We start from the raw sequence: 22,598 nt of genomic DNA on the forward strand, positions 1-22,598 counted from the left end.
TGCCGGGACACACCGAACGTGGGAATCTACGTGTGACGCTCTCGCGACGAGTAGCGAAGCTATCAGATAAGATCTAGTTTGCGCTGATTAGATCTTTAACTGCTAGACTGGCCACATGACGATGAAGACAAGCCCCAGCGAGGAGATTGCGCCGCTCGCAACGACAGAGGGAGGGTTCAAGACAGTCCTCGCCGATCCTCCGTGGCGGTTCGCCAACCGAACGGGAAAAGTTGCCCCAGAACACCGCCGCCTGGGGCGATACGGCACGATGGCACTCGACGAGATCAAGGCTCTGCCAGTCGGCGACGTCGTCGCGAAGGACGCCCACCTGTACCTGTGGGTACCTAACGCACTCCTACCCGAAGGCATCGCAGTCATGGAGTCCTGGGGCTTCCGGTACGTCTCGAACATCATCTGGGCGAAGCGACGGAAGGATGGCGGACCGGACGGACGTGGCGTCGGCTTCTACTTCCGCAATGTCACCGAGCCGATCTTGTTCGGGGTACGCGGCTCGATGCGCACCCTCGCGCCCGGCAGGTCGACCGTGAACATGATCGAGACCCGAAAGCGCGAGCACTCGCGCAAACCGGATGAGCAGTACGACCTCATCGAGTCATGCTCTCCCGGCCCCTACTTGGAGATGTTCGCGCGCTACGCCAGGCCCGGATGGTCTGTGTGGGGCAACGAATCGGAGGATGACGTGACACCACAAGGCAAGGCCCAGCGAGGGTACGGCGGCGGAGAAATCGAACGACTCCCCCTACTGGAGCCGAACGAGCGGATGAGCGACTGGCTCTCAGATCGAGTAGCCCGCGTACTGGCCGAAGAATACGGAGCTGGCGCTTCCGTCCAGCAACTTGCAACTCAGACCGGCTACTCGATCGCTCGCGTGCGCACTCTGCTCGCCAAAGGCGGCGTCACCCTTCGAGGACGAGGACGACCTAAGAAAGCCGAGCCCCCGTCTGCGTGATGGCGTTCTCGAAGGTGCGACTACAGATGGCAATAGCGAGGATCGGGCAACCGCCGGCATCGCCACGAGTCAGCCTCGGCATGAGCTTTTCCAGGTTCGTCGTCGTGGTCGTTGCCAGCATCTTCTTCGCTTCACGCTCCTCCATGCCGTGCGAGAGCCTTAGCTGGGTCGCGAAAGCGCGAAGCTCGTCTTGAGTGCGGGTGACGATGATCCCAAGGTCAATGAACCCGGCATCATAGAGTGCACGGTAGGCGCCGATGTCGCGATCAAGATTGCCGTCCTTGGCATTCCACTCCAGATCGAGCGCAACACGACCCTTGAAGTTGTCGACCTTGTACCCCTTGTTACTCACAGGCGTCGAACGTTCGCGAACCACCCTCTCACCTGCGGGCTTGTATGGCATGATCTTGAGCTTCAGTTCAATATCCGTATCGACTCTCGCTTCACGCCAGCCGAGAGACCGGAAAGCGTCGTTGAAACGCCTTGCGAGAGTCGACTCTTGACCGCCCGCAAGCAGGAGATCATCGGCTTCGATCTCGAAGGAGTTGAGAGAACTGACAAGCTCGTCGAAGAGATCGGGATTCGTCGCCTTGAAGATCGCCGCAGCATTGCGGGTCTCTCGAATCTCGTAGCGAGCCCGCACATCTTCAGGCAGTACCGCCTCGTATGAATGCGTGAAGTCCACCTACTAAGGTTACCAGCGCTGACAGGTCGGAAGAAGGAACCCCGGTCACCGTGTGGTGACCGGGGTCTTGTTCTCAGTGCGAACGGAAGACGTAGACGCCTCCGTCAGAGGCGTCGCAGATCGTGTAGTCGTGTCGCTCGTCGCGCCACCAAGCGTCAATGTCGAAATACGAGTGCAGGTGTTCCGGAACCTCATCCCAGATGACTAGCTCTTCGGCAAGATGCGAGGCGTAGTCGGGCTCAGAGTCCCAGCAGCCGCAGAACCAGTCCTCAAAGTCTGACGAGCACGGCAGGCCGTCGGAGTCGGCCACGTAGCAACCCGTCTCAACCCGAGCAAGGAGGGCGTCCCACTCGTGCTCGCCTACCTCCTCGAAGAGCTCACCCACGGGACAGCAGCGGACGGGAAAATCTCTCCGACCCCTCGCGGGAAGCCTTCGAGATCGAACACCCAGAGCTCCTCGTGAGTCCTCGGGGTGCCGTGCAGATCGTCAGCCCCAAGGTCACCAGCATCAGCGGCATCGATACACTCGCCGACGAGACGGCCCTCGTTGTAGCAGGACAATCATAGCCAGATTTGGCGCAGGCAGCGGGGTACGTAGTGATGGAAACCATGTTACACTTGAAGAACTCCTTTACAGATTGGGTGTTGAAAAAAGGGTAACGATAGGTTAAAGCCCCCGCAGTTCACGACATACTGCGGGGGCTTTAACCTATGGCTGGGGTTGGGTTACTTCCCAAAACCGAACAGGCCACCGAGGCCACCGAGGGTGTCCACGATGGTCTTAGCGGTCTCCACGCCCTTCTTGGCGTTGTCGAGGCGCTTGCCGGTCAGATCAGCCTGCTGAACCTGCTCCTCATGGCTCTTGCCAGGAAGGGCCGGCTTCACATCGGTCTTGATGGTGGACAGGTCAAACGCCGGCTTCTCCACAACGGGAGCGTTATCCGGGATGGCGGCTGCGCCGTTGTCAACCTCGTAAGCCATTGCGGGGGCAACGGCGGTAGTCGCGGCAACAGCAAAGGTTGCGGCCGCAATAGCAGCCTTACGGAACATATAGTCCTCCTAGATCGGGGTCACCCCTACATGTGCGTAGAGGCGTAGTTGTATTATATTCCAGCTCAGCTGATGCAAGCTAGGGTAAAAACCCCCGCACCCGCGCAGCGGAGTTCTTCTCGGCCCATTTCTTACTTGGAGTGCAACTTTCGCTAAGCCGTCATCGCTACTGCAGATTATTACTTCGTCGGGCTTATCCATATTGCATTTCTTTCCATGAGATAGCTCGATCAGGCTAATCAAAGGGACCGTAACAGACAAGCAAACCAGCTAGGAATCCCGGAGAGTTCACCCGGCGTCGATGATCCGCTCCGCTCACCAGAGCCGTCACCCTACCTCCACTAGATAAACCTCTACCTCTAGCTCATCTGCAACCGCCTCCAGCCAGTAGCCCACTTCTTTTCCGCGCGCCGGTACCGACCGAGGGTCATAAACAGCTGGTCGCGTATCCATCCACTACTAGCTCCTGGTGGCCGACACTCTGCTTGATCCAGCTATCGCTCGCGACCGTGATGTGCAGGTTGTTGAGGAGTTTTTCAAGGCGCATGTGCCGGTTGCGGTGTGGGAGTCTGCGCTGGGGTATGCCGATGCTGTGGTGGAGGAGTGGGAGGTTGCTGCTGGTGGTGTGAGTCAGCGTGAGAAAGCTCGTCGCTCTAGGACGGCGTTGACTGCGTTGTTGGAGGGGGATTCATCGGCGTTGATGCAGCAGGGGGCTCATGGTGGGCTAGAAAGGCTGCCTGAGACACTACGTGGCAACCTCCCCACGGAATAAGAAGATGACCCCCACCCCGAGACGGGGTGGGGGCGTTCTTTTACGAGGATTAGTTAGTGCTCATCCCAGTGGCCCTCATGTGCGGCGTGGCGGTGTCCGTCATGGATGTAGTCCACGTGGTCTCCGTGGGGGATGGCGACATGCCCACAGTTGGGGCCATGCTGGTGATCGTGGGGTTCATGAGCCTGGTGCTCATTATTTTCACATTCATCCCAGTGACCGTTGTGCTCCTTGTGGATATGTCCATCATGGATGTAGTCCACGTGATCTCCGTGAGGGACCGCGACGTGCCCACAGTTAGGGCCGTGCTGGTGATCGTGGTCTTTGTGGGCAAGGCACGTCTGCGTCATGTGCTGCTCTCCTTCTTCTAACTCGGTGTCCTTATTGAGGGGGTGAGTCCATTGTAAGGGCATTCTCGATAAGATATCAATAAGGGAATCGGTGTCAATAACACCGACAACGATTCCCGGCATCTGATGCCTGTGCAGCCAAAGCATGCCCAGCGTCCACACTCTAGCGAAGTGTCCAATATAGGGCCGCTCCCGGCGGAGGAGCTTCCAGATTTCCCTTTGGACCAGATAGCCTGACCTGCAACTACCCGTGCTGGCGTGACAAAAAAACTTGACGGCAATTGACTACATTCACGACCGTATTTGGCCATGCTTCGCCGCACTCACCACGAGGGGAAAACGAGAATCCCCAGGCTGCGGGGCGTTTCCCCGCTAGAGCCTGGGGTGACAAAAGCGCCCTCAGCAAGATCCCCCAGAGGAAGGCGCGAAGACCACCACCCAGCAGGTGTTGTCACCCATGGGTTTAGATTAGGACTTGCCTGCTAGGAGGCCTGGACTGCGGGTCTTTACCCCCTGATGGGCAGTATGGGAGAGATATGGTTCTACTCTCAAGTTGATCTCGATCCTCATCAGACGGCAAGGATACTGACTATCCACGCAACCAATGAGCCCATTCACCCATGTAGAGATTGCTTGGGCAAGCAAATCCACATCACCACAACCCCACACAAAGACAGGGCTGACGTGCACCTAATGCCAGATAAGCTGTCGTCCAGCCTGGCTTATACTACCCATACCACCTTGCCAACAAGCCACCACACCACCATGTCACCATGTCACCTTGCCAACAAGCCACCATGTCACCTTGTCAGCAAGCCACCATGCCAGCAATCTTCCCGAGGTCATCATCGATGATCGACGATGACCTCACCTACCCCTATATCGTCTGCCACCAACATGACTTACACAAAATGCGCCCGAAGGAAAGACTCACCCGCATCCAACCCATCACCAGGCATGAGATAACTCCCATGAACCGCCCACCCCATCAACATCCCCGGAGTCTCTGCCACCATCGCCGGCAACGTCGCAGGACCTGCTGACCCCAGCCACTCTACGACTTTGTCCCAAGCAACCTGACCCCGCAGCAACGCAGAATCCTGCAACACCGGAGTATTCATCGCATTCATCGTCGGCGCGACATGATCGGTATCGCAGACCACATCACCGGCATTGCAAATCTCCAACACACGCTCGGCCAACACTCCGTAGTCTTTCACCGGACGTAACGCCTCACCCGGAGAAGCTGAACCCCACGCCAAAGCACCATTAAACCCCCGAGAAGGATTCGCCATTAACGCTGCCGACCCAAACCGCTCAGGCCCCACCGGGCCACGATGAGCATTGATCGCTTCAACTACCCCCGCAGCAATATCCGCCCCCTCGGAATACCCAAACAGGCTTATCCTGGCCGAAGGACACGCCTGCGCTTCCCGAGCGATAATCCCCATAGCCTTATCCAACCCCATCGCATAAGAATCAGAATACGAAACCACCCCCACCGGCCATGCCGAATTAAACGGGATCATCCGAGCAGAAACCCCTGGAGTTGCATTCAAACGGTATGCAATCCCCGTCGTTCCCGCACCATGCGGTACCGTCTCGGGGAAAAACGACGCTGTATTCGCACTACCAGGCACCACAAACACGAGATTCGATGCGCACCCTCCCACCGGAAGCGACGAACCAGACGAGGACTCCCCAGCTACAGCAGCCCCCACGCTGGTCATGCTTGTCGCTGTGCACGCAGCCAGCACGAATCGCATGAACTTATTGATATATTTTTTCTTCAACGACATCGCAATCTGATCCTTATATCTATCGATCATGTGCTATAAGCAAGTCCCCACCTGCTTCCCCACATCTGCGGGGATAGTCGTTGTCACCGCACACACACGGCTCTGTCAGCACAACAGCGTTTATGCCGACACCAGCGCCGTCACATCCGTCAGGGAACGATCCACACTCCCCTGACCACCACGCACACCAAACATTGGCGACGCAATCGCAGGCACTGCTACCCGCTCAGGCTCCTTGGCCCCAGTCAGACCAGGAATCCACGACAAGGAGTCACCAAACCCCCCGTGGTTGAGCACACGCAGATCACCAAAAGCCGTCTCCGGATCCCCAGGGACAACCCCACCATCACCGCGCAGGTGCGTCAACAAAGCCACAAGGCCACCCAGAAGACCACCAAGACCAGCCCCCAGACCGGCACCCAGCCCACTCCCGCCCAGGCCGTAGACCACAGCACGCACCACAGCAGGAATGATCGTGCCTAGCACGCCACCGACACCCGCACCTAGCAGACCACCAAGAATGCCGCCTACAGGAACGGTCAGCAGCGATGACAAGGCGGTCACCCCAGTACCAAGAGCAATGGCCTCCAGCAGCGACATTCCCAGCGCCATCGGCAACAGACCCGGCAGGGAAGCAAGCCCTGCCAGACCTAAGCCCAACGCTGGGAACGCGAAGAACGGCAGCGTAACCAAGAAGGTGCCCACCCCGACCGTTAAAGCCATCACGCCCAACAATCCCAAAACCGCCAGAGTGTTGCCCGTTGCGATCGCGAGAGCAGCAGACCCCACGATAAAAGACACCAAGGGCGCGATACCCAGCGTCGGAATCCACAACAGCGGATTCGCCATCACCAGAGCAAATAAACTCATGGCACCGGCTAATAGGAACAACGGCACACTCCAGGGCATTGCCAGCAAGAACGTCGCAAGGAAGGTCACAGCCGTAGCAATCACCAACGGCGGGATGATCGTTGCCGCCCCCGCAGCCAACGCCAAAGGGGTCAGCAAGGCAGCCAGACCCAGTGCCAGCAACGCCAGATTCGGCAGGAACGTCAACGGGATCGATCCCAGTCCTGCAAGCGTGCCCAACAGCGGAGCTAAAAGCCCGCCACCCAGCGCACCCAACAACGCACCCGGGATCAGACCCGCCAGCGCACCCTGGATACCATTAAGCAGATTCAACGGGTTCAGCAAACCGGCCATCATACCCAGGATTCCGCCAAGGATTCCCCCACCAATCCCACCAGGAACAGCGCCTAAAAGCGCACCCCGCAACAGCATCTCCCGGAACCTGCGCCCATCAAGAAACGCCAGGATCTCCCCCAACGCAGTGATACGACCAACAAGATCAAAGATCACCTCACCACTACCGGTACGACCGAAGTTGTCGGCAAAGCGGTCCACCAGCCCCTTCAACAGGGAGCGGTTCCACCCCTGCTCCGCTGCCTGGCGCAGCTGCCCCAGCGGAGAGGTCGGATCAGCCCAGCTACGAGCAAACCAATCCCCGAACTGGTTACCCAGGATCACCCCCGCTACTCCAAGCGCCACGGGGATGCCCGCACCAAAACCGGCCAAGCCTCCAAGCAAGCCACCAAGGATCGCACCTAGCACGCCACCGATACCAGCACCCAGCAACGTATCAATTAACGTGGTGATACCCCACCCTGCTAAGGCCCCGAGCACACCACCGATGATCGCCCCCGGAAGTGCCGAAAGCGCGGTCAACAAGGGAACACCGATCAGCGGAACCGCAAGACCAATCAGCGTACCCAGACCCAGACCGGGAAGCATGCCTGCCAGCAGCACCGGAATGAAACCCAACGCATAGATCGCAATCGGGATCCAGGCCGTCGTAATCACCAACCCCAGACCACCCAAGAACATCAGCTCTAAGGCCACACCGAGACCGAAGAAGAAAGCAAACGGGATAGCAAAGGGGTTAAACAGCGACAGTGCCCACCCACCTAACCCTGCTGCCGTACCCGCAGCCAAGGAACCAAGGATGATCACCCCCGCACTAAGAGCGTAGAACACCCCATAGGTGCCGAATACGGCCGTAGCCCACGCCGCAAGAGCAAGAACCGAACCACCAGCAGCACCAATCAGCGGAGCCATAACCGTCACGGGAAGCGTGAGAAGCAACGAGCCGACCAACCCCGCAATACCAGTGGCAAGCCCACCAAGAGGTGCCCCAAGAAGCGCCCCAGGGATCGCTCCTAAGAGATTCAACGGATTCAAAGCACCTGCAAGCGCCCCAATCCCACTGCCATGCAGACCACCTAGGGGAATACCTGCCAAGATGCCCGGAATCGCCGTAGCAAACGGGATCAACGCCGCAGGTGCCGCCTTGATCAAACCCTCCACACCTTGCTGGGCAATCTCACCGAGAAGATCATGGACCTGCACCATCATCTCCGGGCCCACCACACGGGCAAGCACATCAGCACCAAAACCCACCGGATCACGCAGGAGCCGACCGGTACCACCACCAGACTCGATCAGCGCAGTCACCGTGCCAATCGGATCTGCCGAGAGCCCGTCGATGATCAACCCAATACCCGCAGCAGCACGATCAATACCAACCACGCCCTGCTGATCAAGGCTCTCCAGGCTCACCTGGCTATCCCGCCAAGCGACAAACTCCTGAGAGGCTAACGTACGCTCGATAGCGTCCTGAGCATCCGTGAGGATCTCACCACTGGTGATCTTGCCGACCACCGTGGTCACATCCGAGACTATCTGGCCAAGATTATCCCCCGAAGGCACCGCTGCCACACCCGCAAGCTGCCCAATAACATTCTCCTCGCCTGCAGCCATCAAAGAATCCACCCCGAACTGCGGAGACTGAGCCACCACACCGGCAGGAGCCCCCGCAGCTGCTCCGGCAGCAACCGGCAGCTGGCCTGGATCATCCTGAGGCGGCGCTTCGACATTATCACCAGCAGCCAGCGTGTTCTTACGCAGCAGATTCGATGGCATCACACCCTGAATCTGGGAAAGAAACTCCGGCAGTATGGGAAGCTCCGGCAACGACGGTGCCGGGGCGGGCACCTGACCAGTTACCGTCCCCACAGCCGTATCAACCAGCCTATTAGCATCCGCCAACACATCAGCATGCGCCGGAGATGCCCCAGCTACCCCCGCTCCAGCAGCCGCGAACGCCGCTGCAGCAGCGATACCAGGACGCCGCACATCCATCGTGTGAACATCTCGCCGCAACCGACGACGAGAACCTACCACTACAAGTGTCATATCAACCTCTCTTGAGAATTGTCGATCACCCCAGAAAAAGGTGTCGTCACGTGACGAACAGGAGAGGCATAAACAGTCATATCCAATGGCAACCCCGGCCCCACAGGACCAGCACCGCGAAAGACTACAAAATCCGCCAACAGATCATCCAGGAGACCATGCACATCACAACCATCAAAGTCGTATCCATAAGCCACAGCACGCACCATCCATCGCGGCCCATCAACACCAGCAGCAACAATTTCCTGACCAGGCAGCATGGCGCAAATACGCTCACCACCAACCCCCGGCACCACCGAAACATCACCACCAGCAGCCGCAATCTCCTCGATCATGAAATTTCGATGCTGTTGCCACAACGGCTCGGACTTCGCAGCACCATGCACACTGATCACCACACGGACATCACCAAGCACCACATGAAGCCCATCAGCACGGCCACCTGCAGGACGCTCTTCAATAACCCGAGCCCCCCGAGGGACATGAAACTGCGCACACGCAGTATGCACATACGCACCCAACCAATGACGGTCACACGCAACCACCGATTCAGGGACCACAGCCGAATCCCATGGCCCCACCACCGAAAACTCATCACGAGCACCCACAGCCATCTCTTCGGCACGCACGTCCATCAAGGCACGCATCGACTACCTCCTCACACATTGACAGGTGCCTCACCTGCTCACTACATGAAACTACCCCACCGCAAGCAAAAAAGCACGATCCTAGCACAGAAAAGCAAAGATATTTTTTCAGATAGGAACGGCAAGGGGAAGTAGCACAAAGCGCACAGAACTGCTAAGATAGCGACAAGAGCGCCCAGGAAGTCAGCTCCCCACCTGCCCTGAGCGCTCTTGCTATAACATCATTTGACCGATGAAGAATTGGTCATATATCATCATCTTCGCGTCAACACGATAACTACCTTCCGTTTGACGCGTGGTCTTCTCAGGAGGCACAGCGGGAAATCCACCTCATTTCCTGAGAAGACCACGGCCCGGGCGTAGAGCACTCTCGCGCCCGGGCTTCCCCTCACCCCCCTTGCCGCCAATCCAGCATGCCGTATAGCCAGCACCCCACCTTGCTGACAAACCACCTTGCCGACAGGCAGGCACCTACCTACCCCAACAAGTCGACACGTACCCCCTAGAGCGCCTACATGTCGCCGCTATATTTTCTCCCAGGACTCCACAGGCCCATCAATAGGGATAAAACTTCGATGACACCGTACAGTCCCCCCATCCATGAACGTAGGGATAGATTCATCAAGTAAAGCAAGCCATGATGGATCACGCCGCGCAATCTTCTGCTTAAGAAATGCCAGCTCATACTCAAGCTGGCCACGCGTGACAGGTATAGCCGGAACACGCGACTCCCAAACGTTCATCACCACACGAGACCGATCAAAATTATATGATCGCCTATCAGCTTCATCAGCGATACCGTGCAGATAACCACACACAGCAGCAATGGGGGCATCGTGTCTGGCGAATCGATGTAGCTGCGGATGATGTTTATATCCCTTGGTCAGCCCCCGAAGAACCTTCTGCGCCAAGAGCCCTTCACGCCAGCAAGCCACGAGACCACGCTGATCAAGAATCGACGGGTGAACAGACCACAACCGCACCACACACCGCCTCTTCTAGGAAGCTAATTCAGCGCGTATCGCCGAACGAGCATCTCGATAAGAGAACTCAAAACCCCGTTCACCTAGCACCCTTGCCTTAACGTGCTGACTGGCAAGAGCCAGCTCTTGAACCCCTTGACCACCAAGAATAAGCGCAGGAGCAAACCCCGGCACAGGGATAATCGCAGGACGCCGCACCACGTCAGCAAGCATCTTGGTAAACTGCTTATTCGTCACCTTCTCCGGGCCTACCGCGTTAACCGGACCGTGAAGATCAGAATCAACCACCGCATGCGCATAAATCCTGACAAGATCCTCACCTGCGACCCACGCAAACCACTGTTGCCCACCAGCAAGGGGACCCAGTAGCCCCGTCTTCGCTAAGGTCGCAAGAACTTTCAAAATCCCACCTCGGCCATCAAGGACAAGACCAGTACGGATATTAACGACACGAAGCCCTGCCCGTCGGGCAGGTTCACAGGCCCTCTCCCAGCTATCGCAGACATCAGCTAAAAAACCCTGCCCCCGAGGCGAGGACTCATCAACAATCTCATCAGCTTGGTACCCGTAGTACCCCACAGCTGAGGCCGTGATCATCGTATTCACACCAGGAGTCTTTGCTGCCAATTCAGCAAGCCCATGAGTAGGGCCTACCCTGGAGTCACGGACTTTCTTTTTATGCTTATCAGTAAAACGCCCAAAAATCGGGGCCCCAGCAATATGAATGAGCGTATCTACGCCGTCCAGCAGAGCAGGATCAGGCCTCATCGGATCCCACAAGCGCTCACCCTCCCTCGGATCGCTCCGCACCAAGGAGATAACATGATGGCCTTGTTGCTCCAGAAGATTCTGGAGTCTACTCCCCACAAGACCAGAGGCACCTGTTAAAGCAATGCTACGCTGGGCCGCATTGACATCGACCATAATCCAACACCTTCCTTAAGCTACGAGGAAACCCGCACCACAAACGTAGCACAACGCCACTCCCCCGAAGCGAAAACTTCAGCTAAGATGAATACCAACAGGCTCTTCAATTACTCTCAACATTGAGAGCAAATCATGCCGATATACCTCCAGGAGGACAAACATGGATTACACCGAACACCTCTCAGCGCTTGACATCCTTCGACGCAACCGTCTTGTCATGCTCACAGCAACAAACACTGATGGCGCACTGCAAGCACAGCCAATGGCAGCCCAAAAGATCACTGATGACGGGACTGTCTGGTTTTTCTTGAACACTGACAGTGATCTCGCAAAAGCTACCCAGCATAAGCCTGAGGTCAATCTTGCCGTAGCAGAAAAAGGATCATGGATTTCCTTTTCCGGTACCGCAACCCTAGTAGATGATAAAGAAAAAATCGACCAACTGTGGAGCACTACCGTGGCAGACTGGTTCCCTCAAGGAAAAGAGGACCCTGCTGTAGCACTGTTGAAGTTCCAAACCGAAACGGCAAAGCGTTGGGATTCACAGACCAACAACGATTCACAGACCATTTCTTTCAACACGAACCAGTAACTCGTCGCTCACACCCCACCACGCGACGCCCTAGCAGCGGACAAGGATCCCGCGCAGGGCGTCCTTTTCCGCCGGGGTTACCCACAGCCCATACCGCTGCTTCACCGCCACCTGCCGCCTGGCATAATCACACCGGAACCCCACATTCGGCGGCAGCCACGTCGCCGCGTCCCCCCGCGCCCTTCTGCGCGTTTAACCCCCCGTCCACCGCCATAAGGTTCAGCGGATCATTAGCCAAGTTACGCCGGGTGACCTCATCCATCTGCTGCGCACCCTTCACCCAAGCATCCGCCAAGGCCACCACGTGATCTATCTGCACTACCCGCGAGGTATCCACCCCCCGGACAAAATCAATCGACCGCCCGGAATAGGGATCATGCAGCACCCCCGAGGCCACCACGCACCCATGCGTGCCCGGTTTGAGCACCACGTTGGCCAGGTCTCGGCGCAGCATATCGTTGCGGGTATCGCAGCCATTGTGCCCGCCTTCTACCTCCACGTCATCGGACCACGCCTGACCAAAGGCCTCACGAGAATAGCCGGTCATAGGCGCACGCCCCTTAACCGGAAGTAAGTCAAGTTCTTCTTGCGTTGTATCAGCAGAAGGTATTCCATCAGGCAGTGATGACATCTCAGCATAAACTTCCTCGCCTTCTCGAGGTGTCATCGTTGAACCATACGACCACGCCGCAAGCATCACGATCACGGCAACAACAGTCATCCCCATACGCATAGCCACAACTTTGACGCTCATGCTCCCCTACCTACACGCCCAACTCGCGCACGACGAAAACGCTGGATCTCACGTTCATCATGCCGAAGTACTCGTACGCACTTGATGTCGTTGCGTTGTGACCATACTCGAGCGATTTGTTGAGCCTTGCGATAATCTTTTCCACGATACACCTGTGTTACCACACCACCATCAGCCCCTCGATAGACCGCATACGTGGTGTACATATCTCTCACGCCCATGTTTCTCCCCAACCATAAACATGATGCGGACCGCACTGACACAGACAAGAACCAGGAACCGATAGGCCCTCATTGTCGGTCATGTCTTTCCACATCCCATTACTCATCTTCAGCATAATGCCTGACCCCAGGCTGTCCCCTATCAAAGTTCCCGGTGGCACTACGTCATAATCCCTGCTGGAGAACAAATCCTGCGGGAATAAATGGAACCATACCTGGCAATACTGGCAAGCTAAGACACTTTTCTGCTTCCCAAGGACAGGGCGAAGCAGCCATATCACGACCACCAAACCACGCCCGATAAGGCGCTCACATCCTTCCGCGAACCACAAGGCACAACAAACACGAGCGCCGGTCATCCCGCCTCCCCTTCTTGTTGTTGATTGCGCTGGTGGTGCTGCTTTTTCGACAGCGCCTGGTCGATAAGCGCTCGTCGATACTGGCGAGCTTGCACACGCTGTTGCGGGGTTAAAAGTTCATCCGGGCGCGGCGAAGTAGCCGCGCGGTGCGCAGTAGGCCCATCCCCACGACGGTTTCCCTTCCTCGGGGGTGCAGCATGCGGTGGCACATCATCACGCAAACGCACTTTGACCAGGCCAGGAAGATAGCGAACCTCGCTAGGCAAAGCCCTAGACGCCAAAGTCTTGCGCAAACATGCCAGTGACCAGCCGCCCCGAAGACGCAGGCGGATCATCTCGGCGATAGCAGGGACCTCCCGTGGTGGTAGGTCCTGCATGGATTCCGGCAGCGCTTGGTAGATCAACTCCCAGTCCCGGGATAGCTCCCGATCCGACGATGCAGATTCACCCGACCCTTGATCGTCATGCAATTCACGAGAGTCCCGATTTCCGGCCCCGAACCCCTCCAGATGGGTGTTTGTACCACCGGAGGGCGTTTCTTCCGCCAGAGGGGCCTTCTGGTGAGTTTTTGAGCCATCAGAGCGGGAGAAATCCTCCCCAGATGCACCATGCGATCCGCCAGAGGCCGGATTCTCGCCGCACGCCCCCTCCAAGGACGAGAGGTCGAGCAAGCCTGCCGGGGTACCACGCGAGATGGCCTCAGGGGCACCCTGAGGACCATCAGGGCTTGGACCGTTAGGCGCACCGGCATCATCAGCGATCTGGTTCTCGTGAGCCACCGATGGCGTTTCAGCGATGGGAGATTTTCCCGCCCCAGGCGCGGTAGCGCCGCCCGCCCCGACCCCGGGCTCCTCGTCGGCATCGCCGAGGGGGACGGAGGGGGAGGGGTTGGTATTTATGTTTATCTTTCTAGGGGTGTCACCAGTGACACCCAAACTCTGGGGTTTTTGACACCCATACTCGCCTTTGGGTGTCAGATTGACACCCTTACCCTGACCTGGGGTTTTGGGTTTGAGTGTCATTTTGACACCCATAGGCCTCGAGTCGGTCGAACCGGCCGAATCTTCGACCTCGGTGGCAGTGATTGCCATGAAGTCACCCTGCTGGATGCCAGGGAGATTGATGATGTACTTGTTGGTCGCCTGGCGAGCTTGCCCGCTTTCATCGGTGTACCACCGCTTCTCAACGTCGATGATTCCTATCTCGTTGAGGTAGCTCAGCTGACGCAGCACGGTAGACTTCGACTGCGCAGTGCGGCGCACCAACTCCCGGATACTCGGCCAACACTCCACTTTCCCATCAGTGCGCCCTTTACGATCTGCGCGATCCGCAAGCATGGCAAGAGTAAACTTCGGCCCGGGCTTAAGGGTGGTGACATGTTCAACGACGATGCCCATTTCAACGAATCCCATTATGAGCCCCTTTTCACGCGCTGCTGCACTGCAGCCATAAAATCCCCGACGATCTCAGGGGTATCCGCTATCGGTGCGACATATCCACCTACTACCGGTGCACTAACGGCACATTGCTGTTGACGGATACACACCCACACACGATTGACTGGGTGAAAGAAAAAATACTGGCCCACGACAGCGGAAAAATCCCCTTTATCCGTATCAACAGGCCATAACAAAGCCTCATATACCAGCCCACTAACCGCATCAACCCAAGAACATGTCACCGCGTAGATCTCCTGCGGCAGGCGATGATTCCGCCCGTCCTCCTCACAGGCGAGCACAACCCCCACCGCAGTTGTCTGCGGAGCCGGAGATACTATCCTCCACACCTCACCGAGGTCCCTACCGGCGATAGTCGAGGCTAGCCCTACCTGTCGGGTCGCTACCCCAGATCGAAGATCGATCTGATACACGTAGTCACACCCCTCAACCATGTGCGCTCGGGCGGGAATCTGGCGAACTAATCGCAGTACCGCAAGACCGCAAGCAAGGTCATACTCATCCGCCAAGAACATGTGGTGGAATTGTCGCGCCATCCCTGGCGGTGCTGGACTATACGGGTAGTCCTGCCACCTGCACCGCAGATACATCCCCTGTTGCTTCCTTCCCGTGACGGCATCGAGATACCGGCACTGATCGGAAAATACCGTCATGAGCTCAGCATTTGACATAACATACACCCTTATTAATAATGGGAATTACTTTCGTCTCTTAGGTAACCCCGGTGCGACTCTTCAAAACAGTGCCCACCGGGGTTGCCCTTTTGCCACGGCCGCACAGCGTCCTAGCGAGGCAATCGATAGCGGTGCAGCATCACTGCGAGCCGATCAGGTGCCCACACGAAAAAGTGGGGCCATAGATGAACACCCAGAGGAAGCTGGTCATCAGCACCGATGGCGTGGGGTCGCGATAGCCACGCACGCGGTGCCCCCTGACACAGGGGCACAAAACAGGCTTCGTAGGCCCACTGCCGATCAGTCCAGTAGCACCCCAGGCCTATGAGGTCTCGGGTTTGAGGTAGTCGATAGTCATCACTATCGGCGAAAAAACCGATAAGCCCCTCTTGTCGCGCAGGGAACAATGCTGGACGAAGGAGAGCGTGCCAGTAGTCGTTGAAGTCGCCGCCGTGGTCTTCGGTGGCCTGTGGGTAGGTGTAGGTTGCCGATATGGGATCGATAATCACACTAGCCATATCTGGCAGCCCTGGCATGAGATGTTCAGCGACCAGCTGAGCACCAATAGCCTGAAGAGGTTCGCAGTAGTCCGCATCATCAGGGTGGGTCAGTGCGACAGTCGTGATGGTGCGATCCCAGCGGTATGGCGCCCAGCCGTGCCAGACGCGATGCGCTAGCCGATAGGCAGGGGCCATGGAGCCCTCTAGCGGGTGCGCCTTAGCGATAACGTCAGGAGGCCCAAGCTCTACTCGGGACAGATGCGGAGCGGGACGCTGGTGCTGGCCTCCCTCCCCTAGCGAGGTTAGAGCCGAAAGTTCTGGCACCTCGGTCAGCAGTGCCGCAGCAGATGTGGTCATGCTGCCGCCTCCCCCGCGATGATCGCCTCCACCGCAGACACCGGGATACGCCAATGCCCATTGGGGAGCCTTACTGCACCAGGCAGAAGGCCTTTTCTGCACCATCCACGCACAGCAGCGCCACCGAGACCACCAGGGATCCTCGCGCCCACCTGGTCAGGGGACAACCATGTAACATTATAGCCATTTTTGTCTATTTTTGTTTCACTCATAGCGGCCAGGATAGCCGCACCCCGTTACACATGCAATGCAATGTTGCAACCGTTTCATTTGTACTGTACGATTACAGACATGACACAGACGATGGATTCACCCATGAGCGCAGACGAGGCTATTGGCCTCAAGGTGAGTCAGCTCCTGCTGCGACAGCGATCCACGCGCAAGGCACTAGGAAGCGCTCTTGCGATCACCTCACAAGGCGTCAGTCGGAAAATTTATGGGCAGACGTCATGGAAGATGGATGAGCTTTTTGCGGCCGCTGATTTCTTCGGTGTGGACATCACCGATCTGCTCCCCCGTCGCGTCTCGGCCCCGGATATGGAAAAATCCCCTGAGACCGTAGTCTCAGGGGATTCCCGGAAATTAGTAGCGGGGGCAGGATTCGAACCTACGACCTCTGGGTTATGAGCCCAGCGAGCTACCGAGCTGCTCCACCCCGCGTCGAATACTTTTCAGTATCGCGCCGCCTTGGCGACATGTTGAAACTATACGCACGATCCCCCGAAAGGACAAACCCCCTGGTCACCGCAGCGCCTCGGCGTCACGGTCACCAGGGGGGTGCCGTATTAGTTCTGCCCCTCCACCGAGCGGTACCCCTCCACCGCACGGTCTAGTTCGTCAAGCGCCTTGCCGTATTCCTCGAAGGAGCCGTCGCGGGCGCTCTCCAGCTTGCGGAGGGCGTCGTTAATCTTGCCAATGGCCTCGCCCTCCGAGCCGGACGCGCTCGCCGGGGGCGTGGGCGTGCTCCCCTCCTCGGCGGGCTGCGTTTCTGCGGCCTCCGCCGGCTGCTCGCCGGTGGAGCCTTCCACCTCGCGGATCTCCTGGGCGGCGCGCGGGTCAATGCCCACCTGCGTGAGCGCCTCGGAGATGGTGGGCGCATAGCCGATGGAGCCCTTATAGCTCACCAGCACGCGCAGCAGCTTGGGGAAGGCGGAGTCCTGGTTCTTGCGCTGGGAGTACAGAGGCTCCACGTAGAGGATCTCGCCGCCGCCCACGGGCAGGGTGAGCAGGTTGCCGTCCTTGAGATCGTTGGTGCCTTCCCACAGGGTGCGGTCGCGGGAGATCTGATCGGAGGAGGACATCGTGTCCTGCACCAGGCGCGGGCCCTGGGTGAGCGTATCCGTGGGCAGCACGCGCACGGTGATGTGGCCGTAATTCTCCGGGTCCGAGGTGGCCGTCATGTGGGCGGAGAGGAAGTGCCGCTGCAAGCCACGGAACGGGGTAATCAGCTGGAAGGAGGGCTTTCCGGTCTGCAGGTCGGCCGCCACGATGTGATACGGCGGCTGGGGCAGTTCCTTGCCGCTGTCGTCGGTGGGGTCGGCCGGGACGGACCAGAAGGCGTCGTTGGTGAAGAACACGTGGGGATCGTCCACGTGGTAGCGGGCCAGCAGCTCGCGCTGCACCTTGAACAGATCCTCCGGGTAGCGCAGGTGATCGCGCAGTTCCGGGCTGATCTCGGAGTTGGGCTTCACCGCGTCCGGGAACACCCCCTGCCAGGCCTTGAGCACGGGGTCTTGGGTATCAAACTCGTAGAGTTCCACGGTGCCGTCGTAAGCGTCCACCGTGGCCTTGACGGAGTTGCGGATATAACCCACCTCGTTATTAATCAGGCGCTGGGTGGTGCCGTCCGGGGTGAGGGCGTCCTCGGTGACGTTTTGCAGCGAGGTGCGCGTGGAATACGGCAGGGAGTCCAGGGTGGTGTACCCGTCCACGATCCACTTCACGCGGCCGTCGATCACCGCCGGGTAGGTCTTGGAGTCCGTGGTGAGCCAGGGGGCCACCTTTTCCACGCGCTCGCGGGGATCGCGGTCAAAGAGGATCTTGGAGTCTGCGCCCACGCGATCGGAGAGGATCAGCTTCATCTCCTGGTATTTCAGGGCAAAGGCCGCGCGGTTAGCCCAGTTGCCCACGTCCACGCCGCCCTGGCCGGAGTAGGTGTAGCTCTGATCGTCCGTGTCATACTCCACCGGGCCGTTGCCGGTATCGCCCACGATGGCGTAATCCGCGCCGTCGCGCGCGGAGGCGATCACGGGGCCGAAGTAGATGCGGGGCTGATCCACCTTCATGCCCAGTTTGTCCGCCGCCTCGTTGCCGGAGGCGTTGGCGTTGGTCTGGAGATCGGACACGGTGTACACCGGGTAGCCGCCTCGGGTGGAGCCGACGTCGCGGGCCACCTCATCGACCTTGTTCGCGGGCGCGGCGATGAAGCCGTTGCCGTGGGTGTACACGGTGTGGCGGTTGATCCAGTCCGCCTGGTTTTCCTTCAGGGAGTTCGGGTTCAGCTCGCGGGCGGCCACCACGTAATCGCGCATCTGGCCGTCGGCGGCATACCGATCCACGGAAAGGGTCTCCGGGAAGCCGTAGAAGTTGCGCAGTTGCTGCTGCTGGGTGAACGTGGGGCTGAGCACGTCCGGGTCGAGCAGGCGAATGTTGGAGATGGTGGCCTCGTCGGCGGCCACCTTGTCATCGCTGGCGCCCTCGGCTCCCCAGTTATCCAGGTAGGTCACCTTGTCATCGGTCAAGCCATACGCCTCCCGCGTGGCCTCGATGTTGCGGGCGATGTACTCCCGCTCCTTGGCCTCGCGGTTGGGGTTCACGGAAAAACGCTCCATGAGCAGCGGCCAGGCCGTGCCGATGGTCAGTGAGGATACCACCAGCAGTACCGCACCCAGCGCCGGAATGCGCAGATCCTTCACCACCACGGCGGAGAAGAACGCCGCGGCCACCACCAGCGAGATAATCATCAAGATGATGCGCGCGGGCAGGTGTGCATTAATATCCGTGTAACTCGCGCCCGTGAAGGTCTCGTTGGAGTTATTCATCAGGGTATAGCGATCCAGCCAGTACCCCAGCACCTTCACCAGCATCCACAGCCCGGCGATCACCGCCAGTTGAATCCGCGCGGGGCGGCTGATCTGCCCCTTGAGCCCTGCGGCCTGGTTGCCCACGCGGATGCCGCCCAGCAGGTAAAAGCCCACGGCGGACACCAGGAACGCCACGATCAGCAGCAGCGAGAGCGAGGAGGCCACCACGCGCAGCAGCGGCAGATCAAAGGCATAAAACCCAAGGTCCTTGCCGAACTGCGGGTCGGTGGTGCCAAAGGACGTGCGATTGATAAAGAGCAGCACCGTGCGCCAGGTGTTCTGCCCCACAAAGCCCGCCAGGATTCCCGCGAGGACGGGGACGATCAGCAGCAGCCCCCGCACGGACTGCTCGATGACCCTGCGGTACTGGTGCACCGGGGAGTTGAGGTCATGTCCGTAGAGATCGCGCGGGCGATTGCGCCAGGTGAAGTACCCCGCGGCCCAGGTGACGCCGCCGGCCACCAGGCCAAAAAGGAGAAAGAGAACGATGCGGGCGACGATCACGGTGGAGAACACCCCGCGGAAATCCACCTCGCCAAACCACAACCAGTCCGTGTAAAAGCCCACCGCGATCGGGGCGAGCATGACCACAAAGGCCAGGATTCCCACGATCCAGCCGATGATCCTGGGGGGTCGCCGCCGGGGGGTAGACGGTGGGGAAAAAGCATTCGCCAACGTGGGCTCCTTAACCGTATATATCTGTTATTGCCAGCGTGTATTACGAGATATACGCATTAGTCTCCTACCATACGGAAGCAGGAGGAAAACTGGCCACCACGGCGTCGGCAGGCATGGGCTGCGTATCGACGCCGCGGAGAGCCCACATAAGGGAAGGACACCATGCCGGAGAAAACTCAGCAGGCCCTCAACCGCGCCATAATGGAGGCCGTGGACTTTATCCACGCCGAGGGCTGGGACGCCCCGCCCACCCTCTTCGGCCTGGTGCCCAGCGAGTACCTTCCCGATCACGTGGACGATTCCGGCGACGCCCCGCTCACCCTCGTGGTGCAGGACTGCCCGCCCGGCCTCGCCCCCGGCTCGGCGGAGCTGGCGGATTACCTCTCCCGCATCGCCTGGCCTCCCCAAGTGGCCGGGGTGATCCTGGCCCAGGAGATCCGATTCCGCGATACCTCCGAAGGAGCGGAGGCCGCCCCGCGCCCGGCGCGCCTATTCTCCGGGGTGCTGCGCAGCGGGGAGGAGCTCACGCTGGTGCAGCGCCGCCCCTCCGAGGAGGAACTGGCCGCCGCCGGGAGCTTCGCCCAGGACGAGGTGGAGCTGCGCGGCGGGGATTCCGTGGCCCCGGAGGTGATTCTGGCCCTACGGTACGGCCTGGAGCAAGACCCCGAGGCTTTTGATGTTTAAGATGAGGATCGTTCCATCACACCAGCACCAGAGGAGAACAGCCGTGCGCAGCACCCCGTGGAAGGTACTCCCCCTCTTTCTCGCCGCAGGGTTGATGCTGAGCGCCTGTTCGTCCGGGGACGGGGACTCCGGCGAGGCCACCGATACCCCCGACGCCGCTGCCGACGTCGCGAACACCAAAGCGCCGGAGGACTCCTCCCCGAGCAGCACCGCAGCGAAATCCTCCGAGGAGGATACTGTGGCCCAGGTGGCCGCCACCTATGCGTCCCTAGCGCCCAAGGAACTCTTTGAGAAGTTCGATTCCTGCACCCCCAACGGCCTGGAGGGTTCGCACGAGTGCTCCGGCGCGCAGGTGGGGCAGTTCCAGTTCTACGATTCCTCCGCCAAGGCCACCTCCAGCACCCAACAGCTCACGCAGTTGCGCAGCTCGCACGTGATGCGCGATACCGGGGACATCGTGGTGGGCTGGTCCACCCTGGGCACCTCGGCGGTGATTACCGTGGTGGATAACAAGGAGGGGTTGGTGCTTCAGCAGCTGGTGTCCTCGGACAAGGTGGACCCGGAAAAGCGGATCGTGGAACTGGGCCTCGCCGAGGCTGAGACCAAGGACTCCCCCACCAGCGCCAAGAAGAGCGCAGAGAACACCTCCGCCCCGAGCGAAACGGCGGAGGAACCGGAGTCCGCAGAAAACTAGCGCCCCCGGCGCGGTGCCTGATCGGGGCACCGCGCTACTCGCAGGTGCGCACCTCGCGCCCTGCGGCAAAGTCGGACATCGCCGCGATGGCGTCGTCAAGCGTGTCCACCGAGGCGATCACGGTGTTGCCGGTATTTCCTGAGAGCGCCTCCTGACAGTTGGCCGACGGGGATAAGAAGAGTTCCGCGCCCATGCCGGAGGCCGCGCGCACCTTGTGCTTGATCCCGCCGATGGGCCCCACGGTGCCGTCCTCCGCGATGGTGCCGGTGCCCGCCACGAACTTGCCGCCGGTGAGATCGCCTTCGCTGAGCTTATCCACCACGGCCAGGGAGAAGATCATGCCCGCGGAGGGGCCGCCGATGTCGCTGAGGTTGTACTCCACGCTCACCCCGGTGGCCGATTCCGAGCCCATGAGCACGCCCAGCCGGGGCCGGCCCGCCTCCTGCGGGTCCTCCCCCAGAATGAGGCTCAGCCGCCGCTGCTCCTCCCCGCGCCGCACGGTCACCGCAACCTCCTCGCCGGGGGCGCGTCTCCCAATGAGATCGCGCACCTGGCTGGGCTGATCCACCGGGGTATCGTCCACGGCCACGATCACGTCCCCCTCCTCCATCTGCCCGCTGGCCGGGGTGTCCTCCACCACGCCCGCCACCGTGACCTGAAGCGGCAGGCCCAGGTGCTTGAGCGCCGCCACGGTGGCGCTGGCCTCGGAGGCGGTAAAGGCCGCCTGGTTGGATTCCTGCACCTGATCCTGGGTGGCCCCCGGCGGGAAGATCTGCTCGATGGGCACGAGGGTATCGTCCGTGAACAGCCACCGCGCGGTGGCCTGCGCGAGGGTCATATTGCTGCGCACCGAGACCGTGGTCATGTTCAACTGCCCGGCCGTGGGGTAGGTGTCCGCGCCCGCCACCTGCACCACCTCGGTGCCGTCCACCTCGCCCAGGGTGTCGATGCTGGGCCCGGTGCCTTCGGCCGCATAGGGGACGGTCAGGGCGATATTCGTGCCGGGAATGTGGTCGGCGGATACGAGCGCGGTGAGCGCCACCACGGGCAGCGCTCCCCAGGCGATAGTGCGGATTCGGCGGTTCACATCGCTTTAGGCTACCCGTGTTC

18 protein-coding genes and 1 tRNA gene are annotated in these 22,598 nt (G+C 59.6%); 5 read left to right on the forward strand and 14 right to left on the reverse strand.

Features of this window, described 5'->3' with window-relative positions; genetic code table 11:
- The first annotated feature begins 115 nt into the window (after positions 1 to 115).
- Entirely contained in the window at positions 116 to 970 is an 855-nt protein-coding gene (locus Cocul_RS04265) for an MT-A70 family methyltransferase (protein ID WP_055122091.1), read from the forward strand.
- On the opposite strand, the gene Cocul_RS04270 is transcribed toward Cocul_RS04265, so the two are convergent.
- The 3 genes from Cocul_RS04270 to Cocul_RS04280 form a co-directional block, all read right to left on the reverse strand.
- Positions 942 to 1,655 carry a BglII/BstYI family type II restriction endonuclease gene (locus Cocul_RS04270; protein WP_055122092.1) on the reverse strand — a complete coding sequence of 238 codons (714 nt, stop codon included), beginning with the start codon at positions 1,653 to 1,655 and terminating at the stop codon, positions 942 to 944. The genes Cocul_RS04265 and Cocul_RS04270 overlap by 29 nt on opposite strands.
- A gap of 73 nt (positions 1,656 to 1,728) precedes the next feature.
- On the reverse strand, positions 1,729 to 2,040 hold the full coding sequence (locus Cocul_RS12995; RefSeq protein ID WP_160318490.1) for an antirestriction protein ArdA: 312 nt from the start codon (positions 2,038 to 2,040) through the stop codon (positions 1,729 to 1,731).
- Positions 2,041 to 2,381: 341 nt separating this feature from the next.
- Positions 2,382 to 2,705: a hypothetical protein gene (locus Cocul_RS04280; RefSeq protein WP_055122093.1), complete on the reverse strand. Its 324-nt coding sequence runs from the start codon at positions 2,703 to 2,705 to the stop codon at positions 2,382 to 2,384.
- Positions 2,706 to 3,174: 469 nt separating this feature from the next.
- On the opposite strand from Cocul_RS04280, the gene Cocul_RS04285 reads away from it, so the two are divergent.
- Entirely contained in the window at positions 3,175 to 3,477 is a 303-nt protein-coding gene (locus Cocul_RS04285) for a hypothetical protein (protein WP_150114373.1), read from the forward strand.
- Positions 3,478 to 3,530: 53 nt separating this feature from the next.
- On the opposite strand, the gene Cocul_RS12795 is transcribed toward Cocul_RS04285, so the two are convergent.
- From Cocul_RS12795 to Cocul_RS11820, 6 genes are all read right to left on the reverse strand, one after another.
- The gene (locus tag Cocul_RS12795) at positions 3,531 to 3,827 is read right to left on the reverse strand and encodes a hypothetical protein (RefSeq protein ID WP_082422215.1); all 297 of its coding nucleotides are present in this window, start codon (positions 3,825 to 3,827) and stop codon (positions 3,531 to 3,533) included.
- A 902-nt stretch (positions 3,828 to 4,729) separates the two neighbouring features.
- Positions 4,730 to 5,656, reverse strand: coding sequence for a cutinase family protein (locus Cocul_RS11805; RefSeq protein ID WP_082422171.1), 927 nt, complete (start codon positions 5,654 to 5,656; stop codon positions 4,730 to 4,732).
- A gap of 90 nt (positions 5,657 to 5,746) precedes the next feature.
- Positions 5,747 to 8,731: a hypothetical protein gene (locus tag Cocul_RS04300; RefSeq protein WP_150114374.1), complete on the reverse strand. Its 2,985-nt coding sequence runs from the start codon at positions 8,729 to 8,731 to the stop codon at positions 5,747 to 5,749.
- Between the two features lie 143 nt (positions 8,732 to 8,874).
- Positions 8,875 to 9,525, reverse strand: coding sequence for a DUF3710 domain-containing protein (locus Cocul_RS11810; protein ID WP_082422172.1), 651 nt, complete (start codon positions 9,523 to 9,525; stop codon positions 8,875 to 8,877).
- A 524-nt stretch (positions 9,526 to 10,049) separates the two neighbouring features.
- Positions 10,050 to 10,508 (reverse strand): pyrimidine dimer DNA glycosylase/endonuclease V, encoded by a 459-nt coding sequence (locus Cocul_RS12800; RefSeq protein WP_082422216.1) that lies wholly within the window; start codon positions 10,506 to 10,508, stop codon positions 10,050 to 10,052.
- Between the two features lie 15 nt (positions 10,509 to 10,523).
- A complete protein-coding gene (locus Cocul_RS11820; protein WP_082422173.1) occupies positions 10,524 to 11,432 on the reverse strand; it encodes a TIGR01777 family oxidoreductase in 909 nt (302 codons plus the stop codon).
- Positions 11,433 to 11,595: 163 nt separating this feature from the next.
- Here Cocul_RS11820 and Cocul_RS04320 point away from each other — a divergent pair, with 163 nt between their 5' ends.
- Positions 11,596 to 12,027, forward strand: coding sequence for a pyridoxamine 5'-phosphate oxidase family protein (locus tag Cocul_RS04320; RefSeq protein WP_055122101.1), 432 nt, complete (start codon positions 11,596 to 11,598; stop codon positions 12,025 to 12,027).
- 127 nt (positions 12,028 to 12,154) lie between these two features.
- Here Cocul_RS04320 and Cocul_RS04325 read toward each other — a convergent pair whose 3' ends face one another.
- From Cocul_RS04325 to Cocul_RS04345, 4 genes are all read right to left on the reverse strand, one after another.
- Complete coding sequence (locus Cocul_RS04325) at positions 12,155 to 12,574, reverse strand: HNH endonuclease family protein (RefSeq protein WP_425388770.1); 420 nt, start codon at positions 12,572 to 12,574, stop codon at positions 12,155 to 12,157.
- 783 nt (positions 12,575 to 13,357) lie between these two features.
- Positions 13,358 to 14,773 carry a helix-turn-helix domain-containing protein gene (locus Cocul_RS04330; RefSeq protein ID WP_055122102.1) on the reverse strand — a complete coding sequence of 472 codons (1,416 nt, stop codon included), beginning with the start codon at positions 14,771 to 14,773 and terminating at the stop codon, positions 13,358 to 13,360.
- A 2,162-nt stretch (positions 14,774 to 16,935) separates the two neighbouring features.
- Positions 16,936 to 17,009: transfer RNA gene (locus tag Cocul_RS04340), tRNA-Met, on the reverse strand.
- A 125-nt stretch (positions 17,010 to 17,134) separates the two neighbouring features.
- Positions 17,135 to 20,107, reverse strand: a complete 2,973-nt coding sequence (locus Cocul_RS04345; protein WP_055122104.1) for a UPF0182 family protein — start codon at positions 20,105 to 20,107, stop codon at positions 17,135 to 17,137.
- Positions 20,108 to 20,272: 165 nt separating this feature from the next.
- On the opposite strand from Cocul_RS04345, the gene Cocul_RS04350 reads away from it, so the two are divergent.
- Positions 20,273 to 20,794: a PPA1309 family protein gene (locus Cocul_RS04350; protein WP_055122105.1), complete on the forward strand. Its 522-nt coding sequence runs from the start codon at positions 20,273 to 20,275 to the stop codon at positions 20,792 to 20,794.
- Positions 20,795 to 20,837: 43 nt separating this feature from the next.
- A complete protein-coding gene (locus Cocul_RS04355; protein WP_069723568.1) occupies positions 20,838 to 21,488 on the forward strand; it encodes a hypothetical protein in 651 nt (216 codons plus the stop codon).
- A gap of 34 nt (positions 21,489 to 21,522) precedes the next feature.
- Here Cocul_RS04355 and Cocul_RS04360 read toward each other — a convergent pair whose 3' ends face one another.
- Positions 21,523 to 22,575, reverse strand: a complete 1,053-nt coding sequence (locus tag Cocul_RS04360) for a YlbL family protein (RefSeq protein WP_055122107.1) — start codon at positions 22,573 to 22,575, stop codon at positions 21,523 to 21,525.
- Positions 22,576 to 22,598 lie beyond the last annotated feature (23 nt).

Source organism: Corynebacterium oculi (assembly GCF_001412105.1).
GTDB lineage: Bacteria > Actinomycetota > Actinomycetes > Mycobacteriales > Mycobacteriaceae > Corynebacterium > Corynebacterium oculi.